Raw genomic sequence first — 22,266 nt, 5'->3', positions numbered from 1 at the left:
ATTTTCGTTTATGCAATTACTAATTAATTATTAGTAGTTGCATTATATTTATATTATATATATGAATTATTTTTTATTTTATCAAAAATATTTATCTCACGCTCTCGCCTTCTATAAACTCATAATTAATATACAAAACATTTTTTACTTCTACTTTATTAATCAAATCTATCAATGTATTTGCTGCACATATACCAGCATTAAGAGAATCAAATTTTATTGTAGAAAGTCTCGGTTCTATAATCTCATCAATTTCATACCCTCCAAATGATATTACAGAAACATCTTCAGGCATTTTTAATCCTCTCTCTTTTATAACTTTATATACCCCATGTGCCTGCCTATCTGTAGAACATATTATAGCATCTAATTTCTTAAATTTTAAAAGCTCTTCGGTTGCCGTCATAGCACTTTCATATGAAAAATCGGCTATAGCTATACTTACATCTATTATATTATAATTTTTTAAACCGTCCAAAACTCCGTTTCTCCTTGTAACACCAATAGCAACATCTTTTTCGTCTACTGCAATAAATCCTACGTTTTTATGTTTTTTTCTTCCTATATACTCCCCTATTTCAACTCCTGCATTATAATCATCATTGACTATGCTAATACCATCGCTATACTCCTGACCGTAAATAACTATTGGTATATCAAGTTTTTTTAATAATTTTCTATGTTCATCTGTTATTTCCGTAGCACTCAAAACTATACCATCAACATTAAGTCTTTTTAACTTTTCTATATATTTAAGTTCCAAAACAGACTGATGATTAGTATTCATTATTATAGGCATATAATGTTTTTCTCTGAAAGTTCTCTCAAGACCAGTTAATACCCTTGACCCTACTATAGAATCTAATGCAGGAACTATAATCCCTATCATACGGCTTTGTTTTGCATTAAGTCTTGCAAAAGTATTAGGCTCATAATTATATTTTTTTATTATCTTCGCTATTTTTTCTTTTGTTTCTTTTTTCATATAGCCTCCATTAAAATAGCGTGATATAGTAGTTTTTGTAACACCTGCTAAATCAGCAATATCTTTCATTGTAATTTTCTTATTTGAACCCTTACCGCTTTTCATTATATTATCACCTCTAAATACTATTATATAATATATTATATACTTTTTACATTAAAATACAAATTTTGAAATTTATTATCTATATAGACTTGACAAATACTAAAATAATGTTAAAATCAAAATCGATGTAACCGATAACATATATAAATCATAATAACGGGGTTTTTATTATGGCTATAGATTATAAAAAAACTGCTGAAGAAATAGTAAAAGTAGTAAAAAGAGAAAATATTATTTCGGCAGAATGCTGTGCTACAAGATTAAGACTTATAGTAAAAGACAGAGAAAGCATAAAAGACTCTGAAGTACAAAAAATAGACGGTGTAAAGGGAGTATTTTTTAATTCAGATCAATATCAAATAATACTCGGTACTGGTGTAGTTAATAAAGTTTATGATGAAGTTATAAAATTAGGTATTACTGCTAGCTCTCAAAAAAATGATGATAAAGATGTAAAAAAAACAGATGATAAAAATAAATTCAGAAAATTCATACGTATATTTGCTGATGTATTTGTACCTATAATGCCTGCTATGATAGCAACTGGTTTATTTTTGGGGCTTAAAGGTGCATTGATTAATGACAGTTTCCTAGGATTATTTAATCTGCAAGTTTCTAATATACCTGTTTCTGTTATGACTTTTATGAGTGTGTTAACAGAAACCACTTTTGCTTTTTTGCCTGCTTTAGTGTGCTGGTCTGCATTTAGGGTATTTGGAGGATCTCCTATTTTGGGTATCTTACTCGGATTAATGCTTGTTTCCCCTGCTTTGCCTAATGCTTATTTAGTTGCAAATCCAGACAGCGGTATTAAACCTATAATGTTATTTGGATTTATACCTATAGTCGGATATCAGGGAAGTATACTGCCAGCACTTATTGCAGGTATGATAGGTTCAAAACTAGAATTAAAATTAAGAAAAATAATACCAAACATCATAGATATATTGGCTACTCCTTTTTTAACTTTGCTTATAATGTTATTATTATCTTTGGCTGTAATAGGACCTATATTTCATACAGTAGAACAATGGATATTAATAGCCATAAACTTCTCATTATCTCTTCCTTTTGGTTTGGGAGGATTGATAATAGGATTTGGGATAATATTTATAGTTGTTACTGGTGTTCACCATATAATGAACTTAATAGAAATATCTCTTCTTGCTGCTACAGCATTAAACCCTATTAATCCTCTTTTAAGTGTTGCTAACTTAGCTGCTGGTGCTGCTTGTCTTGCTGTTACATTAAAAACAAGAAGAAAAAGTGTAAAAGCTATGGGTTACGGTGCTACTTTATCAGCTTGGCTTGGTATTACAGAACCTGCAATATTTGGTATTAATATAAGATACGGTATAAAACCTATGGTATGCGGTGCTATTGCCTCTGGTATTACTGGTTTGATTGTAAGACTATTAAATCTACAAGGTACTGCTAACGGTGTTACTGGTATACCAGGTATATTGCTTTATATATATGATACTAAACAATTAATAGGCTATATTTCTGTAGCAATACTAACAATAGTTTTATCATTTGCTATTACTTGGTTCTTCGGAGTACCTAAAGAGTATATGCAGGAAGATGATGAATAGACTTTGATATATAGATAATTTATACATAAATCCAATAAAAATTATTTGTTCTGCTTAATATCATGCATATAAAAAATATGCATGATATTAAGTATTTATTAAAAATGATAAAAGATAAAAAACATAAAAGAGGAATTCCATAATGAATCTAGTCAGTAAGATTTTTAAAGAAGCTATAATACAAAAAGAAAATGAGTACTTAAAAAAAAATATAAAAGATAAATGGAGATTAAATTTTCATCTAATGCCTCCAGTAGGCTGGCTTAATGATCCTAACGGATTATCATACTTCAAGGGAATATACAATATATTTTTTCAATATTCTCCATTTGAAACAGAAGGCGGATTAAAATTTTGGGGACATTATCAAACTAAAGATTTAATCAATTATAAATATGTTGGAGTTTCTATATATCCAGATGAAAAATACGATTGTCATGGCGTGTATTCAGGTTCTGCATTCATAGAAGATGATAAACTATATATTTATTATACTGGAAATGTAAAACTTTTAGGCAGTCATGACTATATAGAAAGCGGAAGAGAAGCTAATACTATGCTTACAGTTTCTGAAGATGGTATTAACTTCTCCGAAAAAGAATGCCTTATGGAAATGAAAGACTATCCTAAAGATATAACCAATCATATAAGAGACCCTAAAGTATGGAAAGAAAATGACTCTTATTATATGGTTCAGGGGGCTAGGAAATACGGCATTGACAGAAATAATGATATAGGCGAAGTACTTATATTTTCTTCTAAAGATAAAATAAAATGGACACATACAAGCACCATACATACAAAAGATATTTTTGGGTATATGTGGGAATGTCCAGACTTGTTTAATTTAGACGGTCAGGATATTTTAATAACATGTCCTCAAGGTGTAAAACAAATTGAAAGCATATATGAAAACTTATATCTTTCTGGATATTTTCTAATCAATGATGATTATAAAAATAAAGAATCTATTGAAGTTAGTAATTTTACCGTACTAGATAGAGGTTTTGACTTTTATGCCCCTCAGACATTTTTAGATGAAAATGGAAATAGAGTTATTATAGGATGGATGAGTGTTCCAGACACAGAAGATATTCATAAAAATTTAACAGTTGAATACGGCTGGCAGCATTGTCTTACAATACCAAGAGAATTAAGTTTCAAAAACGGAATACTGTATCAAAAACCTCATAGGAGTTTAGAAAAATTAAGAGAGAAAAAAATATTTGAAAATAAATTGTCTAATAATACATTATCAGAGAATTTAATTAATAATGATATTAATTCTTATGAAGTTATAATGGATAATATAAAAACAGATAAAATAAAAAATTTTGAAATTATTATATCAGAAGGTCTAGGCATAAAATATAAAGATAATAAGTTTATATTAGAGTTTGTAGGAGATACTGGAAAAACAATAGGCGGAGGCAGAAATAAAAGAAGTGCATATTTAGAAAATCTTAAAAATATTAGAATAATGGCAGACACTTCATCTTTAGAATTATTTATTAATGACGGAGAATTAGCATTCACTACTAGGTATTATCCTTTAGAATATTCTTTTAAAATTCTAGGAGAAATGAATATAATTATATATAAACTTTCTAGTTTTAAGTTTAATCATTAACCTTTTTGTTTGTAAATATTTAAAAATAGTTTATAATATCAAGATTATTATAATATTTAAGGATATTAAATTATGGCAAAACCAATAACAAAAGAAGGATATGACAAAGTAAAGGCAAAACTAGCTGAACTTAAAGCAGAGTTTGAAACTTTACCAGCTATTATTGCAGAAGCAAGAGAAAAAGGCGATTTAAAAGAAAATGCTGAGTATCATGCTGCAAAAGAAAGACAAGGATTATTAAATGCTCAGATATCAAAGCTTGAAGGGGATTTAGCAGGATGCGAAATAATAGACCCTTCTTCTTTAGATAAAAATACTGTAACTTTCGGCAAAAGAGTAAAGGTAAAAGATAAAAACAGAAATGCTGTTTTTGAATACAGAATAGTAGGCGAATTAGAAGCAGATATGAGCAAAAATGAAATAACTATAGTAACTCCTATTGCTAAAGGTTTATTGGCAAAAAAAGTTGGTGATGTAGTTACTATAAAAGTGCCTGCTGGTGATAAAGTCTTAGAGATATTAGAAATTAATATATAATTTTATTATAAACATTTATTTTTTATAAAGAATTCTATTGATTTTTAATAAATTGATAGAATTCTTTTATTTTTACCAAACTTTTACTGTAATAAGATTCTAACAATAATAATTTTACTTGAACTTTTTAAATAAAGTTATATATTTAAAATATATTCCAAAGTTTAGGAGTTTATTATGTCAAAAATGAAAGTTATGATAGCATCTTCTGAAGCTGCCCCATTTATAAAAACTGGGGGACTTGCTGATGTTGTCGGTTCTTTACCAATATATCTCAAAAAATTAGGTGTAGAAGTATGCGTAGTACTTCCAAAATACAGAGATATTAATTTTCAGGATTGCTACCTAGAAAATGTTCTTCCTACTATGGGAGTATGGATGGGTAACGGAGAAGAATGGTGTTCTGTATTTAAGACAGTAAAAGACGGAATAGATTTTTATTTTATAGAGCATCATAGTTTCTTCAGCAGAGACGGGCTTTATCATGATGCTTCTTTTAATGATTATCAAGATAATGCTTGGAGATTCGGATTTTTCTCAAGAGCAGCTTTACAGTTATGCAAAGATTTGCAGCTTAATGTGGATGTTGTACATGCTAATGACTGGCAGACTGCAGCAATTCCAGCTTATATAAAAACTTGGCACTGGAATGACCCAGTAGGACATGCAGCAAGTCTCCTTACAATACATAATGCAAATTATCAAGGTATATACAGTGCAAATACAACTTATGACTATTTAGGTTTGGGCTGGAACAATTTTAGTCCAGACACTTTTGAAGATCATGGCAACATCAATTTCCTTAAAGGCGGTATATTCTTTGCAGATGTAGTTACAACAGTAAGTCCTACTTATGCTAAAGAAATTTCTTCTCCTTATGGCGGACATGGTATGGCACCTTATTTGCAAAATAAAACTACAAGTTTCTTTGGAATACTTAACGGTATTGATGAAAATGTTTGGTCTCCTGAAAAAGATAAATTTATACCTGCTAATTATTCTGCTGATAAAATGGAAGGTAAAAAAATATGCAAAAAGGAACTTCAAAAAAGATTCCTTCTTGAAGAAGATGATGGTGTTGTATTAATAGGTGCTATTGGAAGATTTGTTGATCAAAAAGGATACCATTTTATAGCTTCTATAATAGACCCATTAATTAATAATATGAAAGTTCAATTCTGCATACTAGGTACTGGAGATAAGGGATTAGAAGGTTTCTTTGGTGATTTACCTAAAAGATATCCTGGAAGAGTTGGCTCTTATATAGGATACAGTAATGAATTATCTCACTTAATAGAAGCAGGATGCGATTTGTTTGTAATGCCTTCTTTATTTGAGCCTTGTGGACTTAATCAAATGTATTCTTTAAGATATGGTACTTTACCTATTGTACATGCTACTGGAGGACTTGAAGATACAGTTGAAAATTACAATGAGCAAACTGGTGAAGGTACTGGTTTTAAATTCTATGATTCTACCCCATCAGCATTATATAATACTATAGGCTGGGCTGTAAGTGTTTATTATGATCATAGAGACAGATTTAATGAAATGCAGCAAAGAGGAATGAAAATAGATAACTCTTGGGAAAAAAGTGCTAAAGAATATGTTAAAGCATATGAACTTGCTATTTTAAATAAAAATAACTATGATAAAAATTGCGGATTATAAAAAATTATATTAATAATAACTGGAGAAATCAATTAATGGAAAAAACTAATAATATTTTATATGTAATGTCTGGTCAGAATTTTCAAGATGAAGAATATTTTGAAAGCAAGAAAATTTTTGAAAATGCAGGATATAAAACAAAAGTATCATCTACATTTATAGGTACTGCTCAGGGTAAATTAGGCGGTATGACCAATATAGATTTACTATTTAGTGAGGTTGATGCTGTAGAATTTGATGCTGTTGTATTTATAGGCGGTATAGGCTGTATTACTTTATGGGACGATTGGCGTACTCAGGGGCTTGCTAAATTATTTTTGGATAATCAAAAGATAGTCGCAGGCATAGGAAGCGGTGTTGTTATTATGGCTAATGCTAAAATACTAGAGGGAATTAATGTTACCTGTCTATCTGCTGATGAATCGCATGTAAGACATGGTAATGCTAATATAATGTCTGAAAATGTTGTTGTATCTGGAAATATAGTTACTGCAAATGGTCCTACATCTTCTAAAGATTTTGCCAATGCTGTTGTTGGAGTATTAAACAGTTTATCTTAAATAATATTCTGTCATTTTTTATAAAAGGCCTAAAATTATTTAGGTCTTTTATTTTATAATCAATTTTATTTTTAATAATTAAAAAATAATTATTAAATAAATTTAATATATTTTATTCCTAAAAAATATTTGAAAAACTTTTTCTCTTGTATTATAATATTTCTCGAAAAAATAATATAATGGGTTATTACAATGATAAAAGCAGTATTTTTTGATATAGACGGTACTTTAGTTAGTTTTAATACACACAAAATATCTGAATTATCTAAGAAAGCTATTAGAGAACTTAGAGAAAAAGGTATAAAAGTTTTTATAGCAAGCGGCAGAGCTTTATTTCAAATAGATAATTTAGAAGATTTAGAGTTTGACGGATATATATTACTTAACGGATGCAGCTGTATTATTAAAGATAATGACAGTATGAAAGAAATATATAAAGTTTCAATAAATAAAGATGATTTATTTTCTTTGATGAACTATCTTGATAAAGATGAATTTCCTTGTACTATTATAACAACCGATAACATATTTCTCAATTATACTGATGATGTTATAAATATGCTCTATGGCATGGCTAATGTAAAAGTTCCAGATACTATAGATTTTAATGATTATATAAAAAATAATTATGAAGAAATTGTTCAGCTTAATATATTTGTAGATGAGAATAAAGAGAAATATTTAATGGAAAACATACTAAAAAACAGCATATCAAGCAGATGGCATTTTTCATTTGCTGATGTTAATCCTAAAGGTGGAGGAAAAGATATAGGAATAGATAAGATTATAGAACATTATAAAATAGACTTATCTGAAACAATGGCTTTTGGAGACGGAGGTAATGATTTAGGAATGATTAAACATGCTGCTATAGGAGTTGCTATGGGCAATGCTAATGATAATGTAAAAGAAGCAGCTAACTATATTACAGAAAGTGTTGACGATGAAGGGGTATATAAAGCACTTAAGCATTTTAATTTGATAGATTAGTTATATAATTAAGGATTTTTTATTATGATAAAAGCAGTATTTTTTGACATAGACGGTACTTTAGTTAGTTTTAATACTCACAAAGTTTCGGATTCTTCAAAAGAGGCTATTAAGCAATTAAGAGATAAAGGAATAAAGCTATTTATAGCAACTGGAAGAATAAAAAAGCATATAAATAATTTGGATAATTTAGAATTTGACGGATATATAACAGCAAATGGTTTTGACTGCTATATAGGAGAAAAATCTATTTACAGACATTCTATAGCAAGAGAAGAAATTTATTCTTTAATAGACTATCTTAAAAATAAAGAAAACTTCCCCTGCTCTATTATGACAAATAACGGAATATTTATTAATTATGTTACTAAAGAAGTGGAAGAAGTTTCAAAATCAATAAACCTTCCAATACCTAGAGTAGACAATTATTATGAGTTTTTAGAACAAAATATAGATGATATTCTGCAGATAAATCTGTTTGTAGATGAAAAAAAAGAAAAAGAACTTATGAAAAACATATTTAAAAACTGCGAATCAAGCAGATGGCATCCAGCCTTTACTGATGTAAATACTAAAGGCGGCGGAAAACATATAGGAATAGATAAAATGATAGAACATTATAAAATAGATATATCCGAAACTATGTCTTTCGGAGATGGCGGAAACGATGTTACTATGATAGAGCATTCTGCTATAGGAGTAGCTATGGGTAATGCAAATAAAGAAGTAAAATTAGCGGCTGACTATATTACTGATGATGTTGATAACGACGGTATTTATAATGCCTTAAAACGTTTTAATGTATTATAGTTCTTGAAAAGTTATATTTTTTTTACTATACTTATAATATATGAATTTTTAGTACAAAACAAATATTGGAGTTTTTTATGAGAGCATTTAATACTGTTGCCTTGATACTTGGCGGAGGAAGGGGAACAAGACTTTATCCATTAGTAAAAGCACGTTCAAAACCTGCTGTATCTTTGGGCGGTCAATACAGAATGATAGACATACCAGTATCCAACTGTATTAACAGCGGATTTAGAAATATTTATGTAATTACTCAATTTAATAGTGCTTCTTTAAACAATCACATATACAATGCTTATAGATTTGATAACTTTTCTGGAGGTCATGTAAGTATACTTGCAGCTGAGCAGACTGATACTAATATAGACTGGTATCAAGGTACTGCCGATGCTGTTAGAAAAAATCTTTCTCACTTTGATAAAGAATATGTTAATAATGTTGTTATACTTTCAGGAGACCAAGTATACCGTATGAATTATAATGTTATGCTTCAGCATATGTTGGAAACTGGTGCTGATATAGTAGTAGGTACTGTTCCAGTAGTAAGAGAAGATGCCAAAGGTTTTGGTGTCATGCTTGTTAATAAAAGAGGTCAAATTACAAATTTCCATGAAAAGCCTAAAGAAGACGATACTCTTAATGCTTTAAAATTAAGCGAAGAGCAAAAGAAAATGTTTAATATAGAAGATCCTAATAAAGAATATTTGGCTTCTATGGGTATTTATGTATTCAGGCACAGCGTACTTAAAGAGCTTTTGGCAGATGTATCTATGATAGATTTCGGTAAAGATATAATACCTGAAGCTATCAAAAGATATAAAGTATACAGCTATGCATTCCAAGGATATTGGGAAGATGTAGGAACTATCAAAGCATATTTTGAGGCTAATATATCTTTTGGAAGTAAAAATCCGCCTTTTGATTTCTATGATGAAAATGCCCCTATATATACTCATGTGAGATACTTATCACCTTCAAAAGTTGAGAAAGCAAGCATAACTTCAAGTATAATAGCTGACGGATGCCGAATAGAAAACGCCACTATTAAAGAATCTGTAATAGGTGTGCGTTCTGTTGTACAAAGCGGATCTACTTTAGAGAGAGTCGTTATGATGGGAAGTGACTACTATGAAGATAATGATGATATTGAAAGACTTAATGTAAAACATATTCCTAAAATAGGAATAGGTAAAAAATGCACTCTTAAAAATGTTATAATAGATAAAAATGTTAGAATAGGAAATGATGTTGTTATTACTAATAAAAAGAAAATACAGCATCAGGACAGTGAGTTTTACTGTATAAGAGACGGTATAGTAATACTTCCAAAAAATACAATAGTGAAAAGCGGTACAATAATATAAAAGTTTGTTTGTTGTGGGCAGGGTTAATTCTAACTTCTGCCCCTTTTTATAATGTTTTGACAGAATATTATTTTTTTAGTATAATAAATAATATGAAAAAAGCTAAAAATAAATTGCATTTAAACACAGAAGATATATACCAAAAATCTGTTATAAGAAAATGCCGCATAGAAGAAAATATTGATGAGAATATAAGATTAGATAAATATATGGGAGATAGATTTTCTTATTATTCAAGAAATAAATGGCAGGATTTGATAGGACAAGGTTTGGTGCTTTTAAACGGAATAAAAGTAAAATACACTAGAACTGTAAATAAAGGTGATGAAATAGAGTATCACATTATAGGAATGAAAGAACCTGAAGTTGATAAAAATGTAGGTATTATATATGATGACGGAGATTTGATTATAGCAAATAAACCTGCCAATCTTCCTGTTATACCTTCTGGTAAATATTATCATAATACACTTCATACTATTGTTAAACAAATGCTTAATTGCAATATAAACATGCTAAATAGAATAGACAGAGAAACTAGCGGATGTGTTGTTATGTCAAGAGGACATGAAACTGCATCTAAATTTTGTGCTATGATTGCAAGAAGAAAAAATATAAAAAAGAGAATAAAGAAAACTTATATTGCAATAGTGGAAAATGCAAAAAATATTGAAGATAATTTTATAGTAGAGGGATATATGCTTGAAAGCGGACATAAATATTACAGACGTTTTCAAACTTTGCATAAAGAAAGTATAGAAGGTTCAAAATATTCAAAAACAGCATTCAAAACTATTAAACGTTTTGATGATTATGCTGTTGTTATGGCTAGATTATATACTGGAAGAATGCATCAAATTAGAGTTCATCTTTACTCAAAAAATCTTTATATGGTTGGAGATAAAATATACGGCAAATACGGACCTAAAGTCTTTGATGATTTTATAGAAAAAAATATTATACCTGAAGGATTTTTTTATAGACAGGCTTTGCATGCTTATAGTTTGGAATTTAATCACCCTATTACTGATAAATTAATAAAAGTAAAAGCTCCTTTAGCAAAGGATTTAAGAGAGTTTATAAAAAAAATAAAAAATATATAACAAAAATAAAATTTATGTAAAAAAATAGTAAAATAATTGTAAATAAACTTGACAATTATCTAAAAAATGATATACTTATAATTGTAAAGATAATTTACAAACAATAAATAACAAATTAAAAGGAGAGTAACTCATGAAAAAATTATCTATTTTATTTTTATCATTAATGGTATTATCAGCTTCAAGTCTTTTTGCTGATGATTGGGTAGTTCCACCTTCTGCTTTACCAGCAAATGCTACATCATTTATACAGAGAGTATTTCCTGGAGTTCAGATATGGAAAGTAGAAAGAGACGGAAGAAAATTTGATGTTAAATTATCAAATGGAGTATCAATAGACTTTTTAGGAAACGGTGATTGGGAAAATATAGACAGTGAATATGCTCCTATACCAGATGCTGCTTTTCCTCCTGCTGTTGTACAGGCTGTAAAAAATGCTTATCCTCAGGCTGCTATAATAGATGCTGAAAAAGAATGGGGAAACTACAAAATAAAATTAAACAATATGATGGAAATTATGGTAACAGGTAATGGTCAGATTATGGGACAAAAATTTGATGACTAATTTTAAGTTATTAATGATTAATATTTAGTAAAAAATAAAGCGGCCAATAGATTAATTAATCTAAGCCGCTTTTTTAATAACTTTTTATATTATATTAGCATCAAAAAATAAATATTTATTTCTTAATTAGAGTTTTTAATAGCATGTTTAAACCAATCTTTTCCTTCAACTATTCTTGAAACTAACATACCAGCCACATTATCACCAACAGAATTAACCATAGTAGCAGGAGGGTCAACTAGTATACCAATAGTAGCTATTAGAGGGAAAGCCTCTGGAGGAAAACCGTATATAGAAACTATTAACATTTCGCTGATAAGTCCTCCGCCAGGTATTGCACCATTAGCCATACCTGCTAGTACTACAAATACTATAGAACCAAGCCAAACTTCAATACCTGTGAAATTCATTCCAAATACACCATAAAGAAAAGCTATTTTTAATATTCCACTCAAACAAGTTCCGTCCATATGAGCAGTTGCCCCTATAGGTAAAACTATATTTCTAACATCTTCACTTATTCCTATTTTTTCAGATGCTTCCAAGTTGATAGGAAGTGTAGCAATAGAACTTTGTGTTGATAATGATGTTATCATAGGAGTTATCAAATACTTCATAGATTTTACGCCGTATTTTCCAGCAGCAATATAACCGTATATAGGAAAGAAAATAATAAAATATAAAAATGCAGCAGGATAATAAACAGCACATGCTCTGGCATAAGTACCTATCAATTCTGGTCCGAATTTACCTACTAAATTAGCAAAATAAGCACCCAAACCTATAGGAGCATAATACATTATAATACTTACCAATTTCATCAATGCCAATGTAGCACCGTCAATAACAGCAACAAGAGGTTTAGCTTTTTCTCCTACTAGCTTTATAGAAAAACCAAAGAATAGAGAAAATACTATAAGAGGAAGCATATTGCTTATAGAAAGCAAATCTTTAAAATCTGTAACTGTTATCATTTTTACCAACTGTTCTGATACTTTAGGTGGGTTAGGCTCTTCTACCTGAGTTATAGGTATTTGAAAGCCTTCAGCTGGATTAAATACTCTTACTGTAATGATCATTATAGTTGCTGCAATAAGCCCAGTAATAATAAACACTACAAACATTGAAGCTACTATTTTTCCTAATCTTTTCATATCATCCATTTGAATAATAGAGTTGGTAATAGATAAAAATATTAAAGGAACAACTACTGTGAAAAGTATATTAATAAAAATATCCCCAAAAGGTTTTAATACAGCAGCTTTTTCTTTCAATATTATACCTAATATACTTCCAATTACTACCCCAGAAACTAAAAGTATAGGAAATCTGTAATTTTTCCAGAAAGAACTTTTCATATTATGCCTCCTATTTTTTATTTATAATTTTTATTTTTTAATTGTGAAGATACTTTATTTACAAACTCCTCTATATATTTAAAATCGGTTGCAACATTAACCCTTATAAATCCTTTACAATTATCAGAAAACCATTCTCCAAAATCTATAGCTATTTTACAGTCATCTTGTATAAACTCTTTTACTCTCTCTGGATTAACAACTTTTCTTAAATCTATAAAAGGCAAATAAGTACCTTCTAAAGGACTGGTTATTATTTCTGGAACTTTTGTTTTTAATTCATCTCTTATATATTCATAATTGCGTCTTATTGTTTTTAAAAGTCCGTCAACCCAATCTTCTCCGTATCTGTAAGCTGCTTCTGCTGCTACCATACCAAGCAAACTTAATTCTGTTCTATTTACAGTATTAACATATTTATTATATTTTTCTCTCATTTTTTCGTCTGGTATAACTATATGAGAGTTTAGAAGACATGCCAAATTAAATGTTTTTGAAGGTGAAGTTAAAACAACTAATCTGTCCAAATATTTATCTTTATTCTTTATAGAAAGTGCTGAAATAAAAGGACGATATCCCAAATTTATATCTTGGTGAATTTCATCAGAAACAATATATACATTATGTCTTTTACATATATCAAAAGTTTTATCTATTTCTTCATCAGTCCATACCCTTCCAGCTGGATTATGAGGATTGCAGAATATCATTAATTTTACATTATTTTTTACTATATCATCTTCTAACTTTTCAAAATCTATAGAAAATACTCCATTATCATTTTTTAACTCGCATTTAATCAAATTTCTTTCATTATCTTTAACTGCATTATGAAAAGGATAATAAACAGGTGTAAGTATTACAACACTGTCACCCTTATTTGTATATGCATTAACAAGCCAATATAATGCTGTTACAAGCCCAGTTGAAAAATTTATCCATTCTTCTTTTAAGTCTATATTATATCTTTTTTTCTGCCAATTAAAAAATGATTCAAAATAACTGTCCCACAAAACAGTATATCCAAAGACTCCATGGCTTACTCTTTTGTTTAAAGCATCTATTACTTCATCAGGAGCTTTGAATTCCATATCTGCCACCCACATAGGTATAAGTCCGCCTACTTTAAATCTCCTGTCTTTTATTGTGTCCCATTTTTGAGAGTTTGTACCCTCCCTGTTTACTAAATATTTGCTGTTAAATTCTTCTATTGTCATAAAATATTCCTTAATTTAATATATAAAGATATATAATATAGTATATACAAATAGTTTATACTGTCAATAAAATTTGATAGTTTATATATTATTTTTATTTTTTATCATAAAAATATATATCATATTTGTTTTTTATAAAATTATAAGATATAATACATTTAATAATAATTAATGGGGTAATTTTATGGATAATTATACTAAGTCTGGTTCTGTAATATTAGATGATACAGATAGGGCTATAATACAATCATATGAAAATGCTGTAAAAGGAATAGCAAATATATTCGGAACATATTGTGAAGTTTTGGTTCATTCATTAGATAATTATGAACATGCTGTTTTATTTATAGAAAACGGGCATAATTCTTCAAGAGATGTAGGGGCACCTATAACTGATTTGGCTTTAGAGCTTATAAACTCAGTGCATAAAGATAAAAAATTTTTAGAATCTTATGAATCAAAATTTCCAAACGGAGATAGATGCAAATCTGTTACAATACCTATAAAAAATAAAGACAAATTAATCGGTTTATTATGCATCAATATAAATATGGAAGTAAGCCTCATAGATTTTATGAAAGAATTTTCTATAAATAAAAATGATAGTGAAGAACATACTCATTCTGAAAATTATAGTTCTAATATTGACGATATGATAAAATCTATACTTAATAAAAATATTAATGATATAATACTGGATATGTCAATACCAAATCAGGAAAAAAATAAACAGATTATATTAAAACTTCATAAAATAGGATTTTTTCAATTAAAAGGTTCTGTTGAAGCATTAGCTGAAAAACTTCATATTTCAGTTCATACAGTTTATTCAAATATAAGAAAATATACATAAAAATATATTCGTACTTGTTTTAAAACTTATTCATACTGTTTTTAATTTAGTGAATTATATCTATGTTTTAATCTTTTAAGAATACAAAACTATACAAACATATAAACTATGTCATTGAAAAAACTGAATTTTAAAAGCTTAAATATATAATTTAAAAACTTACAAAATATACCTGCCGCAATTTTGTATATGTATATAGATATGTATTATTATATAATAATTAAAAATAGTATTTATAATTTTAATAATTGGGGCTTTGCCACAAATCCAAGTTATTTTGTGACGCTGTCCGCCTTCGGTGTGACCAAAGAACTAAAAAGACGGCATTTTTATAGTTATTTATATAATATTATATTACATTTAAAACAAAAATAATATATAAAAATCATTATAAATAAAAATAATAGTATATATTCTTAATATTAGATGTATAAAAATACAAAATTGCAACTGTTCTAATATATACATTAATATGTTTAAAAAATTATAATGAATATTAATCCCACCAAAAATACCAAACATTTGATTTTAATAATGTGCCTGCTAATTTGCCATGATCATAATTTTCGCCATATTGATCAACTCTATCCAAACAAAAATAATAATGTTCTATAGCAAGCTCTCTAGCCTCTTCTTCTGTATTAGGAATTTTTTGTGCAAAAAGCTCCCAAGTATCATATCCAACTACTGCAGGATAAGCATTATATTTTTCATACCAATATTTAAAAATAGCAGTCTGTGTTTCAGGGTTAGGACAGTCATTAAATCCTCCCATAGGGATATAGCATGCCAATTCATAAGGATTAAGAGTAGGAATTTTTGCTAATATCAAATCAACAGTACTTTTAGTTTCATAATCATAATATGAACAAAAACTATCAAATACTTCAAAGCCTACTTCTACAGGAGCATTGAATGATTTTTTTATTTCTTCAATATATTCTTTATCCTCATAAATATCTTCTATATTCTGATTTAAATATTTTTTATAATCTATATCTTTTGACTTTTCTATGTATTCATTTATTAACTTTCTTGAATCTTTTATATCGCAGTTATTATCTTCCAAAAAACACTCTATTGACTCAGTAAGCATATCACTTGGTATTATAATTAAAGGTATATATCCTTCTTTTTTTCCTTTTTCAAGATTTTCTTTATACCAATTCATTATCCTAGTGTCATCTTCAAATCCGCCCTCAAGTATCTCATAATCACATTTGAGAAAATCGGTTATAAATTTAATATCTTCATTCATATGTATTCTCCATTATACTTTTTATATAAAAACACCATATAATTGTAAAAAATCATAATATAATTTACTCTGATATATATGCTCTACTAAAATTATATATTCCAAATATATCATAAATCACATCATTAAGATTTTTACTTTGCATAACAGTACCTGAATAATAAAATATAGGTATAATAGCCATATCGTCCATAGCTATAGTTTCAGCTTTATGTAGATATTCACTTCTCTCTAAATCACTTTGAGAAAATGCAGCATCATATAAAGCCTTGTCAAATTCAGGATTACTATATCTTCCCTCGTTAAGAACATAACCTGTTTTTACCAAAGATAAAAATGCCTGAGGACTGTTATATCCTCCTATCCAGCCTTGTCTTGCCATATCAAAATTTCCATCTCTTCTAGTCTGAAGCAGTACCGCCCATTCTTCCTGTCTTATTACCATATCTATATTAAGTGCATCTTTAAGCATAGACTGTATACTTTCTGCAATAGTTACATGAAATCCAGGATTAGTTAAAAATTCAAATACTGGAAAACCTTCCCCATTAGGATATCCAGCCTCTGCAAGCAAAGCCTTAGCCTCTTCAACATTTTTCTGATAGTCTTCGCTATTAACAGAAAAATATCCGTCTTTTTGATATCTAAAATCATTAGTACCGTAAACATCTTTTATATTATAAGGTACTATAGCGGCTGCAGGTTTCTCTCCAGCATTCATTATATTATTTACTATATAGTCTCTGTCTATAGCTAAAGAAACAGCCTTTCTAACTCTCTCATCATTAAAAGGAGCTTTTGTGTGATTAACCTCATAAAAATAAAGTGATACATTAGGAACCACCCTAGCAATTCCCTCTTCAATAAGTTTTGCTCTATCACTAATTGGAGTATTATGATAAAAAGATATCTCTCCGTTTAAAATTGCTGACATTGCTGTATTATCATTATCTATAAACTCAAAATTTATTATATCAGGCTTAATCTCTTTATAATTCCAATAATCAGTATTTTTGCGTACAACTAACCTTGAATTATGATCCCATCGTACAATCTGAAAAGCTCCGTTTCCAACCATAGTATCAGTTTTTAAAGTCCAGCCGTCTTCATCTTGACTGACAATATCCTCACGCAAGGGAGTATATGCAGTGTGAGATACCATCTCTGGAAAATAAGGCACAGGATATTCAAGTTCTACATATAAAGTTTTATCATCTAATGCCTTAACTGACAATGTATCTTTATCTTTATTCCCCATCATAATATCGCTTGCATTTTTTATAACATCTAAAAGTATGGAATATGATGCTCCATTTTTAGGGTCAACTATTCTCTTCCAAGCATAAACAAAATCATCTGCTATTACGTCCATTCCATCACACCATTTTGCATTGCTTCTAATATTAAAAATATATATTGTGTTATTATTAGACGATACCCAGCTTTCAGCAGCACCAGGTATTATATTTCCATTTTCATCTTTAATAGTAAGATTTTCAAATAAATGTGTTGTATATATCATAGCATCTACTGCTGAGTTTATAGTAGGGTCTATTGTTTGAGGTTCTGGACCTACAGAAACTGTTATTTCATTTAAAATATTTTTAGGCTCTTTAGAACAAGATATCAAAAAACAAATTATTATAAATAAAAAAATAGTGATTAATATATTCTTTTTCATAAAATCATATCCCTAACTTTAAATTATTATTTTTTAATATCGAAAAAAAATATGATTAACTAATTAAAATATTTTAATTTTAGACAGTTTTATATATTAATACTTTTTCATCATCTATAATGCTCTTAAAACTATCATCTAAAGTATTATAATCGATAATATCAGCAACATAAATTAAATCACTTTCTTCAAAATCATCTTTTATTCTTGACATATCATTTAATGATAATTTAGTATTAATATCTATAACTATATCAATATCTGAAAATTTTTTATTTGTACCTTTTACTCTTGAACCAAATAAATATACTTTTCCATTTTTTATATGTTTTTTTAGAATATCTTTTATAATTTGAATTTCATTTTCAGTTAGGTTAATCATTCATTATTTTCCTCTAAACGTTTCAAAAGATATTTGGCATAGGGTAAAAATGCTACTACTTCATTAATTACTTCCAGAGAAACTTCATTTGAATAGATATGAGAAGTAGAATTTCTAGCATCTTTAAATCTTATCCACTTTTCAACATCATCTATAAGTAAATGTTTAGCTGCTAATCTGAATAATTCTTTTTTAGTTATTCCGCTAGTTATGTCTGGATTTATATTCTCATTAAGCCATCTTTGTATAAATTTCCAACTTTGTTCAAAAGCTATTTCAAAGTTTTGTATTACTCCAGATCTTATCGTAAGCATTAAATCTTCATCATCTGTTTTAATTCTATCATATACATTGATTGATTTTTCTAATGCGATTATGGATTTTTTCAGAGTATCCAAATTTAATATCATAAAAAAACCTTAAAAATAGGGCATCTTTCATAATAAAAGATACCCTATCAATTTTAATATTTATTATTTATATATAAAAATTATTTCAATGCTATATTATAAGTATCTATAGCTATAGCTTTTTCTTCATCAGTAGCTATAACATAAAGTTTAATAGGAGCACCGTCTTTTTCAAAACTAGCACATCCTCTAGCTTTAGAGTTTTTATCAGCATCACATTTAATACCAAGTTCATCTAAACCTTCAAGTATTCTTCCTCTAATAGAAAAACTATTTTCACCTATACCGCCTGTAAATACAATACCATCAACATGACCAAGAGCAGCCATATAAGCACCTATGTATTTTTTTACTCTGTAGCAGAACATTTGTATAGCAAGTTCAGCTTTATGATTAGTTTTAGAAGCCTCTTCCAAGTTTCTCATATCATTGCTTACTCCAGAAACTCCTAAAAGCCCACTTTTTTTATTTAAAATATTATCCATTTCTTTTGGAGCTAAATTTTCTTTAGCCATAACAAAAGTAGCAACAGCAGGATCCATATCTCCAGATCTAGTACCCATTACTAAACCTTCTAATGGAGTTAAACCCATACTTGTATCTACTGACTCTCCGTTTTTTACAGCAGTTACACTAGCACCATTACCTAAATGGCAAACTATAACATTAGCATTAGGCTTATTTTCAGCTTTGCAGAACTCTCCGTAAACATATCTGTGTGAAGTACCATGGAAACCATAACGGCGTATTTTATATTTATCATACCATTCATGAGGAACAGCATACATATAAGCATATTCTGGTATTGTTTGATGGAAACTGGTATCAAAAACAGCAACCATTTTTACATCTTTTAATATTTCCTGACAAGCAGCTATACCCTGCAAACCAGCTGGATTATGTAAAGGTGCTATATCACAGCATGCTTCTATAGCTTTGATAGCTTCATCTGTAATTAAAGTACTTTTGCTGAATGATTCTCCTCCATGTACAACTCTATGACCTACACCTGATATTTCGCTCATATCAGATATAACACCAACTTCTTTATCTGTGAGAAGAGAGAAAATCAAAGACATACCTGCTTTATGGTCAGCAACTCTTTGTTCTAATTTTTTTTCTTTGCCTTTTTCTACAGCTGTGTGTTTTAATGCACTTGTCTCTTCGCCTATCTTTTCTAAAAGACCCTTAGCTAAAACTTTTGCTTCAGGCATAGCAAATAATTGATATTTAATGCTGGAACTGCCTGAATTAATTACCAATACGTTCATATAATGACTCCATAGTTTTTAATAATTATAATTTGACTTATTATAACATAATATATATATTTATCAATGAATTTTTATTTTATTATAATTTGATAATTCATATAATACATATAAAATATAAAAAAGACTTAAAACATTTGCATAAATTAAACATAATATTTTTATTTATCCTTGCTTTTATGTCAACATAATAGTATACTATCAAACGATTTTTCTTCCGTAAGCAAGACACATATTGTATCATTCTTTATAAGGAAAGAATATTTTTATAAATTATTTTCATCAATTATCATTTTATAAATTAATACTCTTTAATTTTCCCGTCTTTACCAAACAATATATTTTTATACTTAGGAACATATGGTTTGCCGCTTTGGGAAGATGATTTATACTGCATACTATTTACACTGCTTGGAATTTGTATATTTATCGCACTCGGACTATCTCCTATATACATATCTTTATTTAACGCTATTTCAATATTAGCATTTAATTTTCTTGTAGACAAATTATTATCGCTAATACTTCCTAAAGATCCGTAATAAGCAACCAAAGCACCAGGGTATAACGGCACTGTTTCACCAAAACGCCTAAAAACTGGATTTACACCAGATACCTGATAACTAAATATTCCTTCCATCCAATTTAGCAATAATTCTTCCCAAGTACTAGCCATACCTCTATGTGAAACTGAACTAAGAACTTTATCATAACCATTAATCTGAGATGAAGAAGCTATATCTCTAAATACCGTTTTATCGTTTCCGCTTGCACTGTAAAGCCAATTCATAAATACAGAAGCTGAAGGATAATTTGCAAATACAGCTATAGGAAGATACCAAGTATAAAAACAGTAATATCCTCCCATAGAATTAAACTCCTCTATTCTTGAAGAAACTGTTGTAGGGCTATACAATATTGAGGTAGATTCTGAAAGTGCCTCATTAAGCCATAGGTCCATAGATATTCCTTTATTTATATCATTGACATTAAAATTAATTAAATGCTGAAGCTCATGCAATATAGTTCCTGCCATAATATCAGGAATTCCATTTACTAAATCCACATCCATATATAGTATCTCCGCATCATTAAAATTTCCTAATATTAAATCATCTGGATAAAAATAACCTAATATAACTGTAGAAGCTCCTGCAGGATTCATAGAAAAAAGAAGAATATTTATTTTGCCGTTTCCATCAACATCTGTATGATTTCCATATGTATTTACTAAATCACTGTAATATTTGTTAAAACTATATCCTATTTTTGATACAGAAGACCTTTGTACATTTGCTCCGTTTTCTACATAAATTATTAAATTATCAGATTCGGCATATGTTCTGAATGTTTTTGTTTCTATCATATTATTTTCATTGATAACCTTAAATCTTTTTATGGAAGAACTATATTCATCATAGTAAGTTAATACTCCGTCATCATAAATAGCATTATTATAATCTCCTCCCAATATACTACTTACAACTCCGCATGAGTTTAAAAATACGATAGAAAAAATAAACAATATAATATATTTATTCATAATCCCTCCAATAAAAATAACATAAAGCTTCACATAATAATACATTATAAATGTAAAAAATCAATTCATAAATATTTTATATTTTTACTTATAAATAAATTTATATAATCAACTTGTTTCAAAACTCAATTTTTTAATATTTATAGTTCTTTGCCATCACTTTTTTAGACGCTGTGCTGTATACAGAAGCCATATTATACTCGGAAAGACTGCATATTTATATACTAAAATAACAAACCATACAACATATAAAACATCATATTTATAATTTTGTACTTAATCTTGTCAAGTACTTTTGAAACAAGTGTAATTAAAACCATAAAAATAAAATAAATATATACTGATTATTACGCATTTTATTATTTTTTATCTTTTATT

General features: G+C 28.4%; 20 protein-coding genes. 11 read left to right on the top strand and 9 right to left on the bottom strand.

The genetic code is table 11. The features are described from left to right. Positions 1-91: 91 nt before the first annotated feature. Positions 92-1,090, bottom strand: a complete 999-nt coding sequence (locus KQ44_RS02770; protein ID WP_096736145.1) for a LacI family DNA-binding transcriptional regulator — start codon at positions 1,088-1,090, stop codon at positions 92-94. 170 nt (positions 1,091-1,260) lie between these two features. On the opposite strand from KQ44_RS02770, the gene KQ44_RS02765 reads away from it, so the two are divergent. The 10 genes from KQ44_RS02765 to KQ44_RS02720 all read left to right on the top strand — a co-directional run bounded on the left by KQ44_RS02765 (position 1,261) and on the right by KQ44_RS02720 (position 11,915). Then, complete coding sequence (locus KQ44_RS02765) at positions 1,261-2,685, top strand: PTS transporter subunit EIIC (RefSeq protein WP_096736144.1); 1,425 nt, start codon at positions 1,261-1,263, stop codon at positions 2,683-2,685. A gap of 142 nt (positions 2,686-2,827) precedes the next feature. Next, positions 2,828-4,315, top strand: a complete 1,488-nt coding sequence (locus KQ44_RS02760) for a glycoside hydrolase family 32 protein (RefSeq protein ID WP_096736143.1) — start codon at positions 2,828-2,830, stop codon at positions 4,313-4,315. Between the two features lie 72 nt (positions 4,316-4,387). Continuing rightward, positions 4,388-4,852 (top strand): transcription elongation factor GreA, encoded by a 465-nt coding sequence (gene greA / locus KQ44_RS02755; protein WP_020005730.1) that lies wholly within the window; start codon positions 4,388-4,390, stop codon positions 4,850-4,852. A 177-nt stretch (positions 4,853-5,029) separates the two neighbouring features. Next, a complete protein-coding gene (gene glgA, locus KQ44_RS02750) occupies positions 5,030-6,523 on the top strand; it encodes a glycogen synthase GlgA (protein WP_096736142.1) in 1,494 nt (497 codons plus the stop codon). A gap of 35 nt (positions 6,524-6,558) precedes the next feature. After that, positions 6,559-7,083, top strand: a complete 525-nt coding sequence (locus tag KQ44_RS02745; RefSeq protein WP_096736141.1) for a DJ-1/PfpI family protein — start codon at positions 6,559-6,561, stop codon at positions 7,081-7,083. A 192-nt stretch (positions 7,084-7,275) separates the two neighbouring features. Then, positions 7,276-8,073 (top strand): Cof-type HAD-IIB family hydrolase, encoded by a 798-nt coding sequence (locus KQ44_RS02740; RefSeq protein ID WP_096736140.1) that lies wholly within the window; start codon positions 7,276-7,278, stop codon positions 8,071-8,073. A gap of 24 nt (positions 8,074-8,097) precedes the next feature. Next, positions 8,098-8,883, top strand: coding sequence for a Cof-type HAD-IIB family hydrolase (locus tag KQ44_RS02735; protein ID WP_096736139.1), 786 nt, complete (start codon positions 8,098-8,100; stop codon positions 8,881-8,883). A 77-nt stretch (positions 8,884-8,960) separates the two neighbouring features. Further along, positions 8,961-10,247: a glucose-1-phosphate adenylyltransferase gene (locus KQ44_RS02730; protein WP_013112794.1), complete on the top strand. Its 1,287-nt coding sequence runs from the start codon at positions 8,961-8,963 to the stop codon at positions 10,245-10,247. 92 nt (positions 10,248-10,339) lie between these two features. Continuing rightward, positions 10,340-11,350, top strand: coding sequence for an RluA family pseudouridine synthase (locus KQ44_RS02725; protein ID WP_096737774.1), 1,011 nt, complete (start codon positions 10,340-10,342; stop codon positions 11,348-11,350). Positions 11,351-11,483: 133 nt separating this feature from the next. After that, on the top strand, positions 11,484-11,915 hold the full coding sequence (locus tag KQ44_RS02720) for a PepSY-like domain-containing protein (protein WP_096736138.1): 432 nt from the start codon (positions 11,484-11,486) through the stop codon (positions 11,913-11,915). Positions 11,916-12,037: 122 nt separating this feature from the next. On the opposite strand, the gene KQ44_RS02715 is transcribed toward KQ44_RS02720, so the two are convergent. Then, complete coding sequence (locus KQ44_RS02715; protein WP_096736137.1) at positions 12,038-13,273, bottom strand: dicarboxylate/amino acid:cation symporter; 1,236 nt, start codon at positions 13,271-13,273, stop codon at positions 12,038-12,040. A gap of 17 nt (positions 13,274-13,290) precedes the next feature. Beyond that, positions 13,291-14,490 (bottom strand): MalY/PatB family protein, encoded by a 1,200-nt coding sequence (locus KQ44_RS02710; RefSeq protein ID WP_096736136.1) that lies wholly within the window; start codon positions 14,488-14,490, stop codon positions 13,291-13,293. Positions 14,491-14,674: 184 nt separating this feature from the next. Here KQ44_RS02710 and KQ44_RS02705 point away from each other — a divergent pair, with 184 nt between their 5' ends. Beyond that, positions 14,675-15,343 (top strand): PAS domain-containing protein, encoded by a 669-nt coding sequence (locus tag KQ44_RS02705; RefSeq protein WP_096736135.1) that lies wholly within the window; start codon positions 14,675-14,677, stop codon positions 15,341-15,343. Between the two features lie 496 nt (positions 15,344-15,839). On the opposite strand, the gene KQ44_RS02700 is transcribed toward KQ44_RS02705, so the two are convergent. The 6 genes from KQ44_RS02700 to KQ44_RS02675 all read right to left on the bottom strand — a co-directional run bounded on the left by KQ44_RS02700 (position 15,840) and on the right by KQ44_RS02675 (position 21,888). After that, complete coding sequence (locus KQ44_RS02700) at positions 15,840-16,601, bottom strand: DUF4253 domain-containing protein (RefSeq protein ID WP_096736134.1); 762 nt, start codon at positions 16,599-16,601, stop codon at positions 15,840-15,842. Between the two features lie 64 nt (positions 16,602-16,665). Beyond that, positions 16,666-18,282: a peptide ABC transporter substrate-binding protein gene (locus tag KQ44_RS02695; protein WP_096736133.1), complete on the bottom strand. Its 1,617-nt coding sequence runs from the start codon at positions 18,280-18,282 to the stop codon at positions 16,666-16,668. A 79-nt stretch (positions 18,283-18,361) separates the two neighbouring features. Then, positions 18,362-18,664 (bottom strand): nucleotidyltransferase domain-containing protein, encoded by a 303-nt coding sequence (locus KQ44_RS02690; RefSeq protein ID WP_096736132.1) that lies wholly within the window; start codon positions 18,662-18,664, stop codon positions 18,362-18,364. Further along, positions 18,661-19,074: an HI0074 family nucleotidyltransferase substrate-binding subunit gene (locus KQ44_RS02685; protein ID WP_096736131.1), complete on the bottom strand. Its 414-nt coding sequence runs from the start codon at positions 19,072-19,074 to the stop codon at positions 18,661-18,663. The genes KQ44_RS02690 and KQ44_RS02685 overlap by 4 nt, the downstream gene beginning before the upstream one ends. A gap of 80 nt (positions 19,075-19,154) precedes the next feature. Next, on the bottom strand, positions 19,155-20,345 hold the full coding sequence (locus KQ44_RS02680; RefSeq protein WP_096736130.1) for an acetate kinase: 1,191 nt from the start codon (positions 20,343-20,345) through the stop codon (positions 19,155-19,157). 301 nt (positions 20,346-20,646) lie between these two features. Then, positions 20,647-21,888 (bottom strand): peptidase M30, hyicolysin, encoded by a 1,242-nt coding sequence (locus tag KQ44_RS02675; RefSeq protein ID WP_096736129.1) that lies wholly within the window; start codon positions 21,886-21,888, stop codon positions 20,647-20,649. Positions 21,889-22,266 lie beyond the last annotated feature (378 nt).

Source organism: Brachyspira sp. G79, from assembly GCF_002379365.1.
GTDB lineage: Bacteria > Spirochaetota > Brachyspiria > Brachyspirales > Brachyspiraceae > Brachyspira.
This window is presented reverse-complemented; position numbering and strand designations above follow the sequence as displayed.